Origin of the sequence: Brevibacterium linens (assembly GCF_003999335.1) — a bacterium.
GTDB classification, from domain to species: Bacteria; Actinomycetota; Actinomycetes; order Actinomycetales; family Brevibacteriaceae; genus Brevibacterium; species Brevibacterium linens.
Genome location: NZ_CP026734.1, coordinates 1,637,199 through 1,655,566, shown reverse-complemented (window position 1 = coordinate 1,655,566; position 18,368 = coordinate 1,637,199). Strand labels below are relative to the sequence as shown.

13 protein-coding genes are annotated in these 18,368 nt (G+C 65.3%); 7 read left to right on the top strand and 6 right to left on the bottom strand.

What is annotated here, in order from left to right; genetic code table 11:
* The first annotated feature begins 155 nt into the window (after positions 1-155).
* Together CXR29_RS07430 and CXR29_RS07425 are read left to right on the top strand one after the other, a co-directional pair.
* Complete coding sequence (locus tag CXR29_RS07430; protein ID WP_101553910.1) at positions 156-1,574, top strand: zinc-dependent metalloprotease; 1,419 nt, start codon at positions 156-158, stop codon at positions 1,572-1,574.
* Positions 1,575-2,129 (top strand): NUDIX hydrolase, encoded by a 555-nt coding sequence (locus CXR29_RS07425; protein ID WP_127364246.1) that lies wholly within the window; start codon positions 1,575-1,577, stop codon positions 2,127-2,129.
* On the opposite strand, the gene CXR29_RS07420 is transcribed toward CXR29_RS07425, so the two are convergent.
* The gene (locus CXR29_RS07420; RefSeq protein WP_101553908.1) at positions 2,113-2,664 is read right to left on the bottom strand and encodes a M48 metallopeptidase family protein; all 552 of its coding nucleotides are present in this window, start codon (positions 2,662-2,664) and stop codon (positions 2,113-2,115) included. The genes CXR29_RS07425 and CXR29_RS07420 overlap by 17 nt on opposite strands.
* A 556-nt stretch (positions 2,665-3,220) precedes the next feature.
* Here CXR29_RS07420 and CXR29_RS07415 point away from each other — a divergent pair.
* Entirely contained in the window at positions 3,221-4,123 is a 903-nt protein-coding gene (locus tag CXR29_RS07415) for a hypothetical protein (protein WP_101553907.1), read from the top strand.
* Here CXR29_RS07415 and CXR29_RS07410 read toward each other — a convergent pair.
* Positions 4,100-6,139, bottom strand: a complete 2,040-nt coding sequence (locus tag CXR29_RS07410) for an ATP-dependent DNA helicase UvrD2 (protein WP_101593692.1) — start codon at positions 6,137-6,139, stop codon at positions 4,100-4,102. The two genes, CXR29_RS07415 and CXR29_RS07410, sit on opposite strands and share 24 nt — an antisense overlap.
* Positions 6,136-7,113, bottom strand: a complete 978-nt coding sequence (gene nudC / locus CXR29_RS07405) for an NAD(+) diphosphatase (RefSeq protein WP_127364245.1) — start codon at positions 7,111-7,113, stop codon at positions 6,136-6,138. Before nudC ends, CXR29_RS07410 begins: the two co-directional genes overlap by 4 nt.
* Positions 7,114-7,272: 159 nt before the next feature.
* Between nudC and CXR29_RS07400 the strand changes: the two genes are divergently transcribed.
* Positions 7,273-8,484: a protein kinase family protein gene (locus CXR29_RS07400; RefSeq protein ID WP_241241631.1), complete on the top strand. Its 1,212-nt coding sequence runs from the start codon at positions 7,273-7,275 to the stop codon at positions 8,482-8,484.
* Positions 8,485-8,486: 2 nt separating this feature from the next.
* On the opposite strand, the gene CXR29_RS07395 is transcribed toward CXR29_RS07400, so the two are convergent.
* Positions 8,487-11,666 (bottom strand): ATP-dependent helicase, encoded by a 3,180-nt coding sequence (locus CXR29_RS07395; RefSeq protein WP_101593695.1) that lies wholly within the window; start codon positions 11,664-11,666, stop codon positions 8,487-8,489.
* A complete protein-coding gene (locus CXR29_RS07390; protein WP_025776957.1) occupies positions 11,666-14,914 on the bottom strand; it encodes a PD-(D/E)XK nuclease family protein in 3,249 nt (1,082 codons plus the stop codon). Before CXR29_RS07390 ends, CXR29_RS07395 begins: the two co-directional genes overlap by 1 nt.
* Positions 14,915-15,027: 113 nt before the next feature.
* Here CXR29_RS07390 and CXR29_RS07385 point away from each other — a divergent pair, with 113 nt between their 5' ends.
* Together CXR29_RS07385 and CXR29_RS07380 are read left to right on the top strand one after the other, a co-directional pair.
* Positions 15,028-15,621, top strand: coding sequence for a TetR/AcrR family transcriptional regulator (locus CXR29_RS07385; RefSeq protein WP_240811972.1), 594 nt, complete (start codon positions 15,028-15,030; stop codon positions 15,619-15,621).
* 120 nt (positions 15,622-15,741) lie between these two features.
* Entirely contained in the window at positions 15,742-15,963 is a 222-nt protein-coding gene (locus CXR29_RS07380) for a DUF3107 domain-containing protein (RefSeq protein ID WP_025776959.1), read from the top strand.
* A gap of 142 nt (positions 15,964-16,105) precedes the next feature.
* Here CXR29_RS07380 and CXR29_RS07375 read toward each other — a convergent pair whose 3' ends face one another.
* A complete protein-coding gene (locus tag CXR29_RS07375; protein WP_025776960.1) occupies positions 16,106-16,738 on the bottom strand; it encodes a ferritin-like fold-containing protein in 633 nt (210 codons plus the stop codon).
* Between the two features lie 60 nt (positions 16,739-16,798).
* On the opposite strand from CXR29_RS07375, the gene CXR29_RS07370 reads away from it, so the two are divergent.
* The gene (locus CXR29_RS07370; RefSeq protein WP_101553903.1) at positions 16,799-18,331 is read left to right on the top strand and encodes a DEAD/DEAH box helicase; all 1,533 of its coding nucleotides are present in this window, start codon (positions 16,799-16,801) and stop codon (positions 18,329-18,331) included.
* Positions 18,332-18,368: the final 37 nt, after the last annotated feature.

Below are 18,368 nucleotides of genomic sequence, written 5' to 3'. Positions count from 1 at the left end.
ACCGCCCCACCAGTCTAGTTGAAACCTCAGCATGAGTTTCACAGACTCCTTTCGCCCGGTGCGAACATCCTGCGAAACCTCCCGGAATTGGGAAGCTTCGCACATTCGGAACCGTTAACGTTGATGTCAAACCGATTCTTGGGGGCTGTAGAACAATGACCGATGACAACAACAACGAGCAGAATCCGTTCGAGCAGATCTTCGGAATGCTCTTCGGCGCCAATGGTCCCGGATCCGGTCAGGGAGACGACAAGAACAGCTCGGGCATGCCGCAGGGCTTCTCGATCGATCCGGCGATGATGTCCACGATCATGAGTCAGATGCAGGGACTCTTCGGGCAGGGTGCCGATCCGCAGGCCCAGGCTGTCTCGATCGCCGAGAAGGCCGTGCCGACCCCCGATCCCTCGATATCCGAAGAAGCCGAGCGGGCGACGACCGATGCGTTCCGTCTGGCTGAACTCTGGCTCGCCGAGGCGACCGACTTCTCCGTCGCCAATCGCTCGGCCCGTCCCCTGCGCCGGGCCGATTGGGTCAAGGAGACGATGCCCGGCTGGCAGAAGTTCGTGCTGCCCATCAAGGAGAACATGTCCTCGGCCCTGACCGATACGCTCGAGTCCCAGGTTCCGGCCGAGATGAAGGGCATCCTTGCGGGTGCTTCGTCGATGTTCGGGTCGATGAGCGATTCGATGTTCGCCATGCAGATCGGTCAGGCCGTCGGAGCGCTGTCCGAAAGCGTGCTGACCGGCACCGAGGTGGGACTGCCGCTGCTCCCTCACGACACCGCTGTGGTCATCGAGAAGAACGTCGAGACGTTCGCTTCCGAGATCGACGTCGATGCCTCCGAGGTCCGCATCTACCTTGCGGCTCAGGAGCTCGCCCACCTCGCGCTGTTCGAGCGTGCCCCGTGGCTGAGCGCCCAGGTAGAGACTGCCCTGACCCGCTATGCCCAGGGTCTGAAGGTCGACACATCGCAGATCGAAGACATGGCGTCGAACATCGACCCGTCGAACATCTCCGATCTCAGCGACAATATCCGTCAGGGACTGTTCAACCCGCCGACGACCGATGACCAGAAGAAGGCGCTGACGTCATTGGAGAATCTCCTCGCCGTCATCGCCGGCTGGGTCGACGTCGTCGTCTATGAGGCCTGCAGGCATCTGCCCGGTCGCGATCAGATCCGCGAGGCTCTGCGCCGTCGCCGGGCGACCGCGGGGCCGGCGGAGAAGACGTTCTCAACCCTTGTGGGTCTCGAGTTCAACCCCCGTCGCCTCCGCGATGCTGCCGCGCTCTTCGCGTACCTCGAAACGCAGGGCGGCGCCGAGGCCCGCGACCGCGTGTTCTCCCATCCGGACCTGCTGCCGACCACACAGGATCTCGATGACCCCCTCGGATACTCCGAGCGTCGGCATGCCGAATGGACCAACGAGTCGAGCATCGATGAGGCCCTGTCCCGGATCCTCGCCGAAGGTCTCGACGGAGCCGGCGGCAGCGACGCCCAGGCGGCCGAGGGGTCCGAGGACTCGGATTCCGATGGTTCCGAGTCGCCCGACGATGATGATCCCGACGGCCGCTGAATGATCGACCTCGGCACCGCCCGGCAGGAGGTCGAGAGCGGACCTCGGAATTCGTTCTCCGCGGCCTTCGCAGAGCTCTTCGACCGGCAGGGCTCCGCGTCCCTGCACCGTTCCGGCGGTGAGCACCACGTCACCGCCAGCTGTCTCGTGATCGATCCGGCCGCCGAAGCGGTCCTGCTCAACCACCACCGGAAGACCGGGTTGTGGGGGCAGTTCGGCGGCCATCTCGAGTCCGACGATGTCTCACTCCGTGGCGCCGCGCGCCGAGAGGCTGAAGAGGAAAGCGGTCTGCGGCCGCTTGCCCGCATCACAGCGGCCCCGATCGATCTGCATATGCACGACCTGTCGGCCGCGTTCGGGACCTGCACCCGTCATTTCGACGTCGTCTTCGCCGCGCAGGCATCGACTGATGATTCGCCACATGTGTCGGATGAGTCCTTCGACGTCGCGTGGTTCCGGCTCGACCGGCTGCCCGAGAACCTCATGCCCGATCTGCCGAACCGGCTGCCCGGCCTCTTCCGCTCCGCCGCGACGGCGCTCATCTCTCGCGGCTGAATCGCTCCCCGTCGCTGAAGCCCTCGAGGTAGAGTCTCGCATCCGACTGTCTGGGATGACGATCTGCCAGCTCATGGAATTCCTTCGAATGCGGGCCGATCTGCAGGTGGACGAGCTCATGGACCACCACGGTCTCCAATACCCAGCGGGGCACGGCCTGCAGTCGATGCGAAACGCGGATGTCCCCCGTCGAAGTCGTCGTGGACGCCCATCGGCTCACATTCTGATTTCTCACCCAGCGGATCGACGCCGGCCTCAACCGGCCGCCGAAATAGCGTCGACTCATCTCATCAGCCAGGTCGACGAGGTCGGCATCCGACGAATGGTCCCGAGCGGAGAGCCGATTGAACAGGTCCGTCAGCGACCGGATGTTGTGCTCGACGCTGTAGCGCACGGGAGTGCGCAGCACGTAGGTCTCGATCTCCTTCGAGACGGCAACGGTCTTCTTCCGCCGCGCCGACCGGCGCACTTCGATCTCGCCTCGGGCGATCGCCCGCAGCACCTCTTCTTCGGTCCACCGCTGTGCTCTGCTCACCGGACCATCATAGGAAACGGCGCTGACACGGTGACACCGCCATTGGAATGGCTCTCAACACGGACGGGCTTCCGGGCCTCTAGTTTGTGAGTTTCCTGAGTCTGTCGGAACTTTGCGGTCGAATCCCCCGTCCACAGCCGCCTCGGCGATCACCGTCCCCGCAGGGCGGGACCTGATCAGATCCGGAAGCACGGTTTTCAACAGCCCATCGACATTCAAGGCGCCTTTCCTCCACAGACCGCGCGGCGATTCCCACAGGTTATCCACAAGCTGTTGACGTGTCTGTGCATGACGATGCATTGACGCGGCGGCGTTTGCGGAATAAGTTCTATGCTTGACCCCGGAAAACCCGAGGATGCGTGCGGAAGGGGAAGCCGCACGAGTCCTCGCGAGCGCCTGGGGCACTATGCGGCTGAGGGCATGCCGGGACACATTTCCCGGCCTGTCCTCAGCCGTTTTTCCACACGGTTATCCACAGCTCGTGACCTGCCATGGCTATTCTGTCCCCCGTTCACTACCGTGGAAGTCTCCACGATGCCGAAGCGAAGGGGCCGAGATGTTCAGGATCTTTCCGAGTGTTCCCATCACCTGGCGGTCGTCCTCATGCATCCAGTTCGGTGCCGAGGATCCAGTGCTCGTCGATGGCCTGCTGCCCGGCGACGCCAGCCTCATCGAAGATCTCCGCCTCGGCATCGGCTCGGCTCAGTTCTATGCGCGCGCTCAAGAGCTCGGGGTCGACCTCAGCCGGGCAAGCTCTCTCATCACCCTCCTCGGCGAGGCCAAGGTGCTCGTCCCCGACGACGCGGACGCCGGTTCGGTTCCGAAGGGATCACCGGTCTTCGCCGCGGCCCGCACCTTCGATCTGTCGCCGGATCGCGTGTCACAGATCCTCGGATCCCGGCCGGTTCTGGTCACCGGACCACTGCGTTCCCATGTCGAAGGCCAGCTGGCCGCCCTCGGCTTCGCCGTCGCCACTGCCCACCGTGTCGAGGAGCTCGACCTCATGACGGCCCCGCTGGTGGTCACGAGTTCCCATCTGGTTCCCGATCTGCATTCCGCTATGTGGCTCAGTGATCGGGAAGTCGATCACTGCCAAGTCGTCCTCGGAGAGCAGACTGTGGAGATCACGGGTCTCATCCGTCCCGGGTCGACGCCGTGTTCCGTCTGCTCCTGCCTGCACAGGAAGGACAGAGACGCCGGTTGGCTCGCTCAGCATCCGCGCCTGCGAGCCCTGCCGGAACGGGAGAGCCTGAGCGATCCCGCGGCCCGAATCCTCGGCTCGGCGCATGTCGTCCAGATGCTTCGTCATGCTCTGCTGCGGCCCGAATCGGCACCGATCCGTCGCGTGGTCGCCTTGGGTCCGGGAGAGGTCACCGACACCGGACTGCTCTTCCATGACCGCTGCCAGTGCCGCACACCGGTCCCCGATTTCGGGTCAGTCGCCGATCAGGCCCAGTAGCTGGGCACCATAGAGTTCGAGTTTCGTCGCCCCGATCCCGGGAACCCGAGCGAGTTCGTCGAGGCTGGACGGACGGACCTCTGCGATGACGGACAGTGAGGTGTCCGTGAGCACGAGGTACGGCGGCAGTCCCTGCTCCAAACCGATTCGCACCCTCCACCGGCGCAGACGGTCCAACAGCTCGAGGTCGATGTCAGCAGGACAGTCGGAGCATCGCCCGACAGCGCGATCGATCTGCGAGACCAACGCCCTGTTGCATCCGCGACAGCGGTTGAGAGCCGCCGAATTCGACGCCGCACGACCGTCTCCCATCGTCGGTCCGGCCTGACCGAGTTCGGCGAGGAAGCGGGAGGACCTCCGCGGTTTCTGTGTGGAATCGAATCTGGCCAGTGACCAACTCATCCGCAGGTCTGTGCCGGCGCGAGTCAGTGCCACATAGAACAGGCGGCGTTCCTCGGCGATGGCTCTGGGTGTCTGAGCGTAGCTGATCGGCAGCAGGCCTTCGCTGAGGCCGACCAGGTGCACGCTGTCCCACTCGAGGCCCTTCGCCGCGTGGAAGGACGCCAGAGTGACTCCTTCGATGTCCGGGGCGAACTGGTGCTCGGCGCGGTCCGACAGATCGTTGAGGAAGACCTCCATCGGCACGGGGAGCTCCTGCCCGTGTTGGTGTTCCTCGGCGAGGTCGACGAGGGCTTTGAGCGACTCCCATCGCTGTCTGCCGGCTCCGGCCGCAGGCGGCTCCCGAGTGAAGCCGAGCGAACCGAGGACCTCCATCACGGCTTCGGGCAGGCGCTGCCCACTCGAGGTCACGCGAGCGGCTTTGAGCATGAGTACGGCCTCTTTGACCTCCTTGCGCGCGAAGAAGCGTTCTCCACCGCGCAGCACATAGGGGATTCCGGCTGCGGCCAGTGCCTGCTCATAGGCGGGGCTCTGCCCGTTCGTACGGAAGAGGACGGCGATGTTGCGAGGGCGACGTCCGGCCTCGATCTCGGCGGAGATGGCTTGGACGACGCCGGTCGCCTCGGCTTCGTCGGTGGGATACTCCACCATGCGCGGCTGCCGCCCCATGGGGTTGTCGGTCCGCAGAGTCAGCGCGGTCCGGGAGGTGTGCCGCAGCAGATTGTTCGCCGTGGACACGATGGCTTGGGATGACCGGTAGTTGCGCACCAGTCGGATCGTTCTGGCGTCGGGCATCGACGTGCTCAGCGTTCCGAGCAGGCTCGCGTCGGCTCCCGCGAACGTATAGATGGTCTGGGCGGGATCACCGACCACACAGAGATTGTCGCGGGGCCCGAGCCATCGGGAGAGCACGTCGAATTGGAGCGGCGAGACGTCCTGGAACTCGTCGACGACGAAGTGTCTGTACTGGTCACGGATCTCGGCTGCGATCGCCGGGTACTCGGCCAGGACACCCGAGAGCACGAGGAGCACATCGTCGAAGTCGAGCAGCCGTCCTCGGGTCTTCGCCTCCCCGTAGGCCTCGAATATCCGCACCATGTCCTCGACGCTCAGCCGACCGGGCAGTTCGCGAGCCGCCGCCTTCGTCGCATAGTCGTCGACGCCCAAGAGGGTCGACGCCGCGAACTCGATCTCCGAGGCGACGTCTCTGGTCAGTTCCCGACTGGTCTCCATGCCGAGGCTCTGCATGACCGAGCCGATGATGCCTGCCTTGTTCTCGATGATCCGCGGAAAGTCTCCTTCGGCGAACCGGTCCCAGAAGAAGCGCAGCTGACGCAGCGCCGCGGAGTGGAAGGTGCGGGCCTGAACCGCGGGGACGCCGAGTCCGCGCAGTCGTGAGCGCATCTCCCCCGCCGCCTTCGCGGTGAAGGTCAGAGCCAGAACGTGGTTGGCCGGAAACACCTCGGACGCGATTCCATAGGCGATCCGGTGCGTCATGGCGCGGGTCTTGCCCGTTCCGGCGCCGGCGAGGACGACCACCGGTGAGTCGAAGTGGGTGGCGACGGCGCGCTGTTCGGAGTCCAGGGCCTCGAGCAGGGCCGTGGCCGAAGCGTTCATTCGTTGTCCAACCAGCTGTACAGGAGCTGCCCGGCGATGGAGATCGTCGACGGGGCACGCACCTGACCGTTCGCAATGGCATTCTGCAGCTCCGCTCGAGTGAACCAGCGCAGAGAGGCGATCTCCGCCTCGTCGGCGGCGAAGTCCCGGCGGGGAGCCGCTGCCGAGAAGCCGAGCATCAGTGAGCACGGAAAGGGCCACGGCTGGGAACCCAGATATCGGGGGTCGGTGACTTCGAGGTGGGCTTCTTCCCAGATCTCCCGGATCACGGCGTGTTCGAGGGTCTCACCCGGTTCGACGAATCCGGCCAGGAGCGAATACCGGTCGGATTCCCAGGCGGCGTTGTTGCCCAACAGAACACGTTCGACACCGTCTTCATCGGTGTTGACGATGACGACGATGACAGCAGGATCGGTGCGGGGAAAGTGTTCGCTTCCGGTCTCCGGGTCGCGGCGGACCCATCCGCCCATGACTGGGCTGGTCGGAGTACCGGTGCGTGGGGAGAACCGGTGCGCGCGATGCCAGTTTCCCAAACCGACGATCTCGCAGGCCAGAGAGACCTGGACATCGTCGAGGGTTTCGGCCAGGTGACGCAGCGGCAGCCAGATGGGTTCGGAGCTGTCGAGGCCCTCCCCCGGTGCCGTCAGCAGGTCGGTGGCGTCCCGGGCGCGCGAGGCGTCCAGTCGGGCGTCGATATGGCTGCGACCGTCATCGTCCAAGGACACTCCGATATACCGAGTGCCGCGTGGATCACGGCCGAGGTAGACCTCCGTCTGTCCTTCCGGCACCAGTTCCCGATCCGTCAGGAAGAGTCCCCCGCCGGCGACGAGCAGGGTCCCGCGGTGTTCGAAGACGGCCTGAGCTCCCGAGGCCCAGACCTCGCTGAGATCGCCGTCTTGGCCCCGAGTCAGATGGTCGCGATCGATTCCGTGACGGGCGAGGCTGATCGGCTGCACCGGAGGCAATGGTTTCATGCCCTCCACGATATCCCAGCGTCCTGACTCAGCGTCCGCGAGCGTGGGTGCCCGACAGGTCGACGAAAGTCGCCTCGACAGACACGCTCGACGGCGAGTCCCGTGTCTCAGCCGAACCCAGGCGGTAGATTGGGGAAGGTGGATACCAAGGCGCTCAAGTTGACTGCGATCGCGGCGACGATGCTCGACGGCTTCGTCCCGACGACATGGACTCCCCTGCCGCCGCTCGACGCCGGAGTCAGAGTCCTCCTCGGCGATGACGATCAGCAGCTGGTCGCATCGGCCCAGACCCGGCTCGATCGCTCCGCGGACATCGGTTCGGCCGCAGAGGCCGGACGCATCTATGAGACCTTGTATCCGCATGCAGACTTCACCTGGCCGCGCCTGCGGGCCATCACCGAGGTGGACTCCGATTACTTCGACACCGCAACGCCGACGACGGTGACACTGGCCGATCCGCTCCCGGGCGCACCTCTCGGAGATGTTCCCATCGCCGATACGGCACGGGCCAGTTCGTTCGCGCAGGCTCTGGCGACTCTGCATTCGGCCGCGCCCGAGCCCGTCTCCGATGCGGGATTCCCTGTGGAGGATCCCTCTCGGTCGCAGTTCCTCATCCTCGAACGACTCGATCAGGCGGCGAGCACCGGTCGTGTGCCGTCGTCTCTGCTCCAGCATTGGGAGGAGGAGTTCGAAAAGGTCGCACTGTGGCATTTCCTCGCCACCCCCATCCATGGCTCTCTCGATGAGACAAGTGTCTACACCGATCAGGAACGGGTGCTCGCTCTTGCCGAGATCGGCCGTCTGCGCGTCGCCGACCCGGCCATCGATCTGGCCGCGGCATCGGCATTGATCGATCCTGCCGCCCTGCCGACCTTCTACGAGGAATACCGCAATTCCCGGCCCCGCGCCGACGAGCACGTCATCTCCCGTGCCGAGCTGTTGGCCGAATTCGCGGTGCTCGACTGGCTGCTCGAAGCAGTCGACTCCGGGGATGAGACGGCCGTCGACGACGCCGCAGCGCTCCTCACGTCGTTCGATGAAGTCCTGTTCGGCAGCGCATCCGATGGCCCCGCCCCTGCTCACGGACCTGCCACGGACTCCGCTTCCGGGCCCGTCGACGAAGCAGACGACGCAGCAACTCGGGGGTCGGCATCAGCGACTGCTGCAGCGGGCGCCGATGCCCCTGACGTCGAAGCCGCGATCACGGAGACCGAGACCTCCGATGTGTTCATTCCACGAGCTCAACCGACGGTGACATCGTCCGAAGACGATTCGGAGTTCGATTCCGAACCGGGCTCGCAGGTGAGGACCGAACCGACCCGGGACTCCGATGACCCGGATGTCGGCGACGACACCGGCAGCAGCCGCTGAGCTCAGTCGACGTCGTTGGCTTCGAGCCATTCGACGACGTCGTCCTCATCAGGCAGATCGGTGAACCGCACGACCTCATCACTGCCGACGAAGTAGAAGGTTCCCGTCACCTCGGTGATCTCCGGATGGACGCGCAGAATCGCGAACCGGTAGAGCGCGAGCTGCCATTTCATCACCTCGAGCACCGCGGCATCGGGTTTCTTCGAGGTCTTCCAGTCCACGACTTCGGCGTGGTCTCCGGTGATGAAGACAGCATCGATCTTCCCCGGCACCCGGAATCTGCCGAGGACGAGTTCGAAGGACATCTCCACATGATCGGGTCGACGAGTCGCGAACTCGGAGGCTGAGAACGTCGCTTGCAGCCGTTCGATCGTCGCGGCGTCGATCGGTCGCACCGCTTCGTCCTCGCCGATGTCGATACTCGACTGCCCGAAGTGCTGTTCCACCCAGGAGTGGAAGGTCGTCCCGATCTCGGCCGCCCGGCTCGGCGGTGCCGGGATCGGGCGCAGGGTCTGCGTACGGAAGCCCTGCGGGTCCCGTCGCCATGCGACCAGAGCCGTGGCCGACAGGCGGTCGGGCATCGCCGCCGCGGATACGGCTTCGGGGCGGTCACCGATGCGCAGGGCCTGAGCCGCGTAGCGTCCGATCATTCCTGGCGCCTCGGCCAAGGACTCCAAGCTGACTTCGGTGCTTGCTTCCACCCAGTCTGCGGCTCGCTGTGCGGCGGCGACCTGCCTCGTGCGCGGTACCGGCCAGGGAGTGGTCTCGATGCGGTCCTCTGCCGATTCGTCGGCAGGTTCCGGAATCTCCACCTCCAGCCCCGAGGCTTCGATCGCTTCGGTGAGGAAGGGCGACGGGTCATCGGGCACGGCGCGCGAACCCATCAGCTCCGCCCCGAGCCACAGATGCCTCTTCGCGCGCGTGAACGCCACATAGGCCAGTCGCCGCTCCTCCCCCACATGCGCGTCGGCGATCCGCGGGCGGATGAAGTCTCCGATCCACTCGTCCAACGCCTTCTTCGTCTCGAATTCGGCTTCCCGAAGATCGAAATCGACGAGGTGGGTGCGATCGCCGCGCAGCGGGTACGGCAGCGCCGTGCGGTCCATCCACCCCTCTTTGTCCCGCGGTTCGGTCGGAAAATCCTTGACCACCAGGGAGGGAACGGCGACGGCATCGAACTCCAGCCCCTTCGAGGCGTGGACGGTCATGATGTTGATCGCGTCGGCAGCCGTAGTCGGTTCGGCCACGCTCAGCGCATCATGGGCTTCCATGAGGCTGAGCCAGGACAGGAAGCCTGTGATCGAGGGTTTGTCATCGGTGGCCGAGTACTGGCTGGCAGCGGACAGGAACGCGTCGACGGAGGCTCGGTGCAGATTGCGCAGCGAGTCGCTGAGTCCCCAGATGTCGGAGTCGATTCCGGTTTCGGACATCGCAGTGCGGATGATCGAGCTGACCGTGCCCGTTCCGGACCGGGTGGCGCGCAGCGCGCGAGCCAACCGGACCAGACGATGCAGCCCCTCCGAGCTCAGGCCGGACCGCTGATAGTCGGCGACGAGTCCCTGGTCCGCACCCGCCCGGGCCCCCTGATCGAGGACTCGCTGCACGTCGATGAGTTCATCGACGCCCTCGACGATGGTCGCCTGGTCGATGGCTTCGGCGATGACCTCCTCGGTGTCCGGCTCGGCTCGCTCCGACGCTCGTCTCTCGGTCTGGCGACGAGTGAAGGTCTGCAGCCCCGCAATGTCGCCTGCACCGAGGCCGAGCATCCGGCCGCTGATGAGCCTCATGATCTCGTCTCCGGCCATCGGATCGACTGCGGCCGTGAGCACCGCGCGCAGATCGGCGACGAAGGGGTCGGAGAGCAGCCCGGAGGATCCGTGGACATGAACGGCGAATCCGGCGGCTTCCAGCGCCGCCGCCACCGGTGCGAAATGGGCGCGTTTGCGACACAGCACGGCTTTCGACGAACCGGCGGGGACGGTGCGGAACCATTCCGTCAGGGAGCGCAGCCCGGTGGTGAGGAAGTCGGGATCGTGGGCGCCCGAGCTGATCTCGACGCTGACTTCGCCCTCGCCGGCACCATCGCGGGCCGACAGCGGGGCCTCGTCGCTGTCGGCGAGTCCGGCGGCGATGCGGTTGGCCACCTGCAGGATCGACCGGTCGTTGCGCCAACTTGTGCTCAGGGACAGGGACTCGACATCGCGGAAGTCCGAGGAGAAACGGACCATGTTGTCGGCGCTGGCGCCGCGCCAACCGTAGATGGCTTGGCGGGGATCGCCGACTGCGGTGACGGCGCTGGAGGCGAAGAGGTCGCGCAAGAGAGTCAGCTGGGCCACCGACGTGTCTTGGAATTCGTCGAGGAGGACGATCTTCCACCGGGCTCTCTCCGCCTCCGCTGCCGCCGGCACCTCGTCGATGATGCGCTGAGCGAAACGCACCTGGTCCGAGAAGTCCATGGCCAGGTTGCGTCGCTTCGCACGCATATACGCGTCGGCCAGTCGAGCCGTTCGGATCTTCGCTTCGAGTTTCGCCCGTCGTCCGTTGGGGTCGACGGGCTTGCCTTTGCTCGACACCAGAGCGTCCAGGCACTGCTCGAGATAGTCGGTGACCTCATCGACGTCTCGCCCATGATCATTCATCTGTCCGGCCAACGCGATGACGTCGGCGATCATCGTCTCGCGGGAGAAGTTCCCGGGGATCTCCTCCGGTGGAGTCGCATCGATGAGGTTCCCGGCGATGGTGTGTGCCGCGGCGTCATCGAGGAGGACAGTCTCGGGTTCGATGCCGATGCTCACTCCGTGTTCGCTGACGATCGCTGCGGCATAGGAGTTGTACGTCGACACGGTGGGGTTGTCGAGGCCGGGCAGGGACAGGTCCTGTCCGTGCCCGAGATTGTGCCGCAGACGGGAGAGGAGCACGCGAATGCGCCCGCCGAGTTCTCCGACGGCTTTGCGGGTGAAGGTCAGGCCGAGGATCTGTTCGGCAGAGACGAACTCGTTGGCGACCAGCCACACCACGCGCTGCGAGATGACCGTGGTCTTTCCCGAGCCCGCCCCGGCGGTGACCTTCATCGACTGTGCGGGGTCGGCTTCGATGATCACCTTCTGCTCCGGACTGGGAGGGAAGGCCTGGGCAGGATCGGCTGCGGTGAGTTCGGCAAGCTCCTCGGCAGTGAAGCGCATCAGTTCTCCTCCAACATCTTCGGACCGATCGCAGGACACGACGAGCGGACGGGACAGGACTGGCATTTCTGCGGCTCCACCCGGGCGGGGAAGCTCGCGGCACGCATCCTGCCCGACACGTCGGCGATGAGGTCACGTGCCCATTCAGGATTCTCATCGACGGCCAGTGCAGGCTGCTCCCGAACGGTGCGGGCAGACTTGCGCAGGAACACGAGTTCGGCGCCGAAGGCGTGTGCATCGATTTCCCGATCCTCGCCGATGCGGATGGTGCCGGAGTTGATCGCTTCCTGATACACACCCAGCTGAGCGTGCCGGTCCATCTCCTTGCCCGGGACGACGTTCCGTCCGGTCTTGAAGTCGACGATGCGCAGTCCGCCCTCGACTTCCTCGACCCGGTCGAGTCGACCGGTGACCTTCCATTCGCGACCGTCTGCGTCGACGCCTGCTGCATAGACCTGTGCTTCGACGCCGACCAGGCGACCCGGGGTCGTCTTGATGTACTCGCCGAGGCGGTCGGCCATGCTCATCGCCACATCGAATTCCCGTTCGCGTTCCCATTCCGCGTCGAATTCCAGAGACGAGAACTCCTCTTCGACGAAGCTTCGGATCGCGGAGGTCGGTCCTTCCGGATAGTTCTCGGCTGCGGCGTGGATGATGGTTCCCAGGCTCTGCGCTGTCGACATCGGGCGGTCTCCGCCGTTGCGAGTGAGGAACCACCGCAGCGAGCAGTCGGTGAATGCTTCGACCTGGGACGGTGAGACGCGGACCGTATCGGAGTCGGTGAACAGCGGCTCGATCGTCGTGATGTCCTCTGCTTCGCGCCACTGCGTCGGCGGCTCGACCGACTGCCCGGCATTCGACAGTGCCCGCATCAGGGCGGCCCAAGACTGTGTCTCGGAGTCCGGGGCCACAGAGCCTTTCCGGTCTTCACCTGCTCCGAGGAGCGAATCCGCCGACGCCGGACCCGAGGCCTCGCCGGCGGCTGCTGCGGCCGCCTGCAGCAGCTGGGCGCGGGCATGGGCGGCCATCTCCGGCAGCGTCAGCGGAGGAAGCTCATCCTCGTGGGTGATCGCATAGCCGTCACCCGCTTCGGTGCCCTCGGCCGAGCCGGCGGCGAGCACGTCGAAGAACGGGGACGGTTCGGTCTCAGCATCGGTGACTGCGGTCACGATCGCTCGTTCCTGCGCCCGGCTGAGCGCGGTGAAGAAGAGCTCACCCTCTTCGCGCAGGTTCGTCCGTTTCGCATGCGCGTGATAGCCGGGATCGCCGGTGACCGTCTCACCCGAGTCGAGCACCGCCATGAGATCGGTGAGACCGAGGATTCCACCGCGCAGCTTCGGATTCGGCCAGACGCCTTCATTGACTTCGGCGATGATCACCAGAGGCACACGCACATGGGCCAGCGACGACGGGGTTCCCACCAGGACGTGATCGGCGAACCCGGCGGTATCGGCCAGGGAGTCCTGGGCGATGTCCTGTTCGGCGACGATGCCGGCGAAGGAGCGCGCAGTGAATCCACCGCGGTCGGCGATCTTCTCGGCCAAGGCGAACAGTCGCAGCACCGAGTCGAGATAGCCGTCGGCCGCCGACTCCGGGTCGCGCAGCGCTTCGGCCTGCCATCTGTCCGCGACCCCGGCCGCATCCCAGATGCTCCACAGCGCCTGGTGGGGGTCGCTTGTGCCGACCTCCGCCGCGGCGTGGAGCATGCGTGAGATCGTGGCGAGTCCCTGGGGGGACGATTCATCGATGGGGCTGCGCAGTGCCTGCGCCAGCGATGCCGTGCTGCTGGGAGCGGGGAAGCGCCTGCGGACGGCTCGACGGAAGCGGCGGATCTGCACGGGATCGAGGCGGACGTAGATGCTGCCGGCCAGTGTCAGCGCGAGTTCGGCGATCGACTCGTCGTCGTCGAAATCCGGAGTCGACGACAGCAGGTCCAGCAGCGGTGCGGTCGCCGGGTCGACGTTGAGCGGTTGCATCAGGGTCGCGATCGAGACGCCTGCGGCTCGCAGCTCGTTGGCGATCACGCGGGCGCTCGAGGAGTTGCGGCAGATGAGGGCGACATCAGACCACGAGTGGCCCTGTTCGACGAAGTTCGTGATCCGCCGGGCCAGATACCGATGTCCGGAGGCGCTGCCTTCGAACACGTGCGTCTCCACGGGTGCCTCGGCCGCAGCCGCGGTTGAAGCCTCGTCCGTCTCCGGACGCGGGCGGGGCATGTGACCGGCCGACCAGCGAGTGGTGATCCTGGCCCCGAAGCCGTCGATGACCTTCGCCAACGCAGGATCGACATCCCACTGGCGGTCGAGCACGACCGTCTCGAAAGCCGCGTCGGCCGAGGCCCGATCGATGATCGACGCGTCGGCGCCGTGGAATCGCCCGGTCACCGTCTCGGGAGAACCGAACAGGGCGATCGCACTCCCCCGCGCCCGCAGCTGCTCGAGGATCCCCCAACTGGCGGCGGGAAAGTCCTGAACACCGTCGGCCAGGACGACCGTGGGCACCCGATCGGGAGCAAAGGTCCACGATCGGCCCGCGGTTACCTCGGCGGGTTCACGGAAGATCTCGAAGGCGGCCAGCGCCAGCACGGTCGCGGAGTCGATGCCCCCGTAGCCCGGCATCGACATGATGCCCAGGTATTCGTCGAGGATCTCGGCCACCGCCTGCCACCGCGGATCGGGATTGTCTGCCAGGACACGGTCGAGGGCACCGCGACCGAAGTCGAAGACGTGCTCGGAGGACTCGGGCGACGCCTCCGGCATGCGCATTCCGAAGTCGAATTCCATCACTCGGTTGAGCGCGTCGCGGACCTCGGTGCGAAAAGCGGAGGTCGACCGCACCTCGGCCGTGATCTCCGACGGCCACGCCGGACCGCGGGCACGACCGATTTCGTGGCCGGCGAGGAGGTCGGCGAGGAACACGTCCTGATCGGCTCCGGAGATGAACTCGAGATCCTCGCCGGTCCGCGTCGTGTGTGCGGCACGGGCGATTCCATAAGCGAATGAGGCCAGACTGCGGGCCGGAGCCGAGGACAGCACCGCATCAGCCGGCAGCTGGAGACGATTGCGCAGCACATCGGCGTGGTCACGATCGGGAGTGAGCACGAGGACGGACGCCGGATCGATCGTCGACACCAGCTGTGCGTAGACCGACTCCAGCAGAGCCGTCTTCCCGGTTCCCGGTCGCCCGATGATCGTCAGGCAGTCGCCGGAGAGCAGAGTGCTGCCCAATCGCTGCGTCATCTCATCCATACTCGTATTCCATCACGGCACGCTGACATGAGACTTCCGAATCCGCAGCCGGCGCGTCGTCGAAGCCAGCGCGGATGCCCGGAGCACGGCCGGACTTCGCGTAGCATTGAAGAATGTCGAGTCCACAACAGAGATTGCCCCGTGACCAGCGCCGCGACCAATTGGTGGGTGTCGCGCGCTCCGTTTTCGCCACCCGTGGATATCGGACGACCTCGATGGACATGATCGCCGAGGCTGCCGGTGTGTCCAAGCCCGTGCTCTATCAGCACTTCGATTCCAAGCAGGACCTCTATCTGGCCCTCATCGATTCCTCGGCGGCGCACCTCGACTCCCGCCTGGCCGAGGCTCTGGGGTCGACGACCGATCCGCATGAGCAGATCCACGCGACGTACCGTGCCTATTTCGACTTCGTGGTCTCACATCGCGAGGAGTTCGTCATCATCTTCAATTCGGATGTCTACGAGCCGAAGGCCGAGCAGAAGCTGCGCGCACTGCGCGAGAGTTCGGCGACACGCGTCGTCTCCGCACTGAAGAACTTCGCTCGCGTCAGCGACGATGAGGCGCAGCTTCTGTGTCGGGCTCTCATCGGCACCGCTGAGGTCGTCGTCAAACAGATCGACTCCCAGCGCGGCATCGACGTCGACACGGCCGTCGAACTGCTCACCCAGATGAGCTGGGGCGGCCTGCGCTCGTTCGCCGAACGCTGAGCTCGCACCCGTCCCTCAGCCCTCAGCGGAATCCGCGGGGAAGAAACCCCTGCCTGCGGACGTTAAGCTGAACACAGTCCCATCCGTCATCGGTCACCGAGCATCGGCACAAGGAGCACCATGGAAATCAAGATCGGCGTCAAGCAGACCCAGCGTGAGATCATCGTCGAAACGGACGAGGATGCGAAGGCTCTCGCCGCCCGCATCGAAGAGAAGATCCAGTCCGAGGGGCTGTTGACCTTCACCGACACGAAGGGCCGTCAGGTCTTCGTTCCCTCCGCTTCGCTCGGCTACCTCGAAATCGGTGCCGAGACCTCGCGTCGTGTGGGCTTCAGCGCCTGAGCTGCATCTCAACAGCGGCACAGCCCCGGTCATCGTGACCGGGGCTGTGCTGCGTCCGCCGCGATTCGCAGGTCCCTCGCTGAGTCGTCCGCGAGCCGAATGATCGCGGGCCCGCCGTGGAATCCGGCGTCGGAATGCGGAGTCAGGCGACGAGGCCGAGTGCCGACATCCGCTTCGAATGGTTCGATGTCACCGCCGGGATCAGTTCGACGACGAGATCTTCGTCGAGGCCGAGGAACGGGTCGGTGAGCAGACTGCGGGCCCGCCCCAGTGTCTCAGCGACGAGCTTGCGACCCCACAGGGCCAGCCGTGAGGCCAACTGTGTGTCGACGGCCACTTCGGAGGTCAGACGATTGCGCGCATATTCGCTGGCACGTGTATCATCGAGAATTGCAATAGCCAGGCTGTATCCGGGCTCCGCGAGTTCGTTCACCGCCGTGCGGTAGAAATCATTCATGATTCCGTCGAAGACGAATCCCTTCATGAGGCTTTCGTACCAGTCGCGAGGACGAGTCCTTTCAGCCAGAGTGCTGAAGGTCGGTTCGAAATGCTGACAGAGCTCGATCACATCCTGGCCCATCTGATCGATGTGCTGTGAGAGCTGTTCGAAGTTCGCGAATGACTGAGAGGCCAGCCGCGCCAGGATGACCTTGTCGTCCAGATCCGCTGCGGTCGTCGCGTTTGTGGCCATACGTTCGAAACCGGTCAGCTCGCCGAACGCGACAAGTGCGAGCGTTGCAGCATCATTACCGGCCAATGGGACAGAATCGGGCATAGTGCAAGACTACCGGTTCGCACCATGACAAGCGCAGACGCGCTAAAAGGAGTTTGGAATATGGCGGAGACAGAAGCGGATTTCGCGGAGCTGGGAGTCGCCGGACCGATCGTGGCCTCGCTGGCCTCGGCAGGAATCACCCACCCCTTCCCCATTCAGGCGCTGACTCTGCCCGTGGCGCTGTCGGGAGCCGACATCATCGGGCAGGCGAAGACAGGCACCGGAAAGACCTTGGGATTCGGAATCCCCCTGCTCCAGCGCGTCGTCGGCAAGACCGAAGACGCCTCGGTGACCACCGACCCCGAATCGACTCCGGACAGCCTGAACGATGCCAAGGGCACTCGGCTGCCGCAGGCTCTCGTCGTCGTCCCCACCCGTGAGCTGGCCAAGCAGGTCGCGGCCGATCTCGTCACCGCTTCGGTGCAGCGCGACATCGATATCATGACCATCTACGGCGGCATGGACTTCGACCCGCAGATCAACCGTCTCAAGTCCGGCGTCGACGTCGTCGTCGGCACCCCCGGTCGCCTCCTGGACCTCTACGGTCGCAAGATCCTCAAACTCCACCGCGTCCGCACCGTCGTCCTCGATGAGGCCGACGAGATGCTCGACCTCGGCTTCCTGCCCGATGTCGAGAAGATCATCAACGCGGTGCCCGCGCACCGTCAGACGATGCTGTTCTCCGCCACCATGCCTGGCGCGGTCATCACCCTGGCCCGCCGCTATATGAATCAGCCCACCCATATCCGCGCTCAGGATCATGAGGATCTGTCGTTGACGGGCAAGAACACGACTCAGTTCGTCTATCGTGCCCATTCGATGGACAAGTCCGAGCTCGTCGCCCGCATGCTCCAGGCCGAGGGCCGCGGTCGCACGATCATCTTCACCCGCACCAAACGCACCGCCGACAAGCTCGCCGCCGAGCTCGAGGATCGCGGCTTCGCGGTCAAGGCCCTCCATGGGGACCTCGGCCAGTCACAGCGTGAGAAGGCCCTGAAGTCCTTCCGCGAAGGAAAGGTCGACGTGCTCGTGGCCACGGATGTCGCCGCCCGCGGTATCGACATCGACGATGTCACCCATGTCGTGAACTACCAGTGCCCTGAGGATGAGAAGACCTACGTCCATCGCATCGGACGTACCGGTCGAGCCGGCAACTCCGGTGTCGCCATGACCCTGGTCGACTGGGATGACATGCCCCGCTGGCGACTGATCAACAAGGCCCTCGGACTCGATTTCGACGAACCAGTCGAAACCTACTCGACGTCCCCGCACTTCTTCTCCGACCTCGGCATCCCGAAGGGCACCAAGGGCCGCCTGCCGCGCCAGCACTCCGATGCAGAGGACGAGAAGTCCACCGGAGAACGAAAGGGCCGTGGATCCGAACGTCGCGGATCCGGCCGCAGCCGTTCCGGCTCTCGCCGAGGCGGCTCATCCGAACGTCGTGACGCCTCGTCGGCAGCCGGTGAGGACGGCCGCAAACCGCGTCGCCAGCGCAATCGTCGCCGCACCCGCGGCGGCAAGCCGGTCAACCGTGCGCAGGGCGGACAGTCGGGTCAGGGCGGCCCGGCGTCCGCCGACTCCAACGAGGACTGATCCGTCCGCGGGCGAGACCGAGTCCCCGCACAACCCC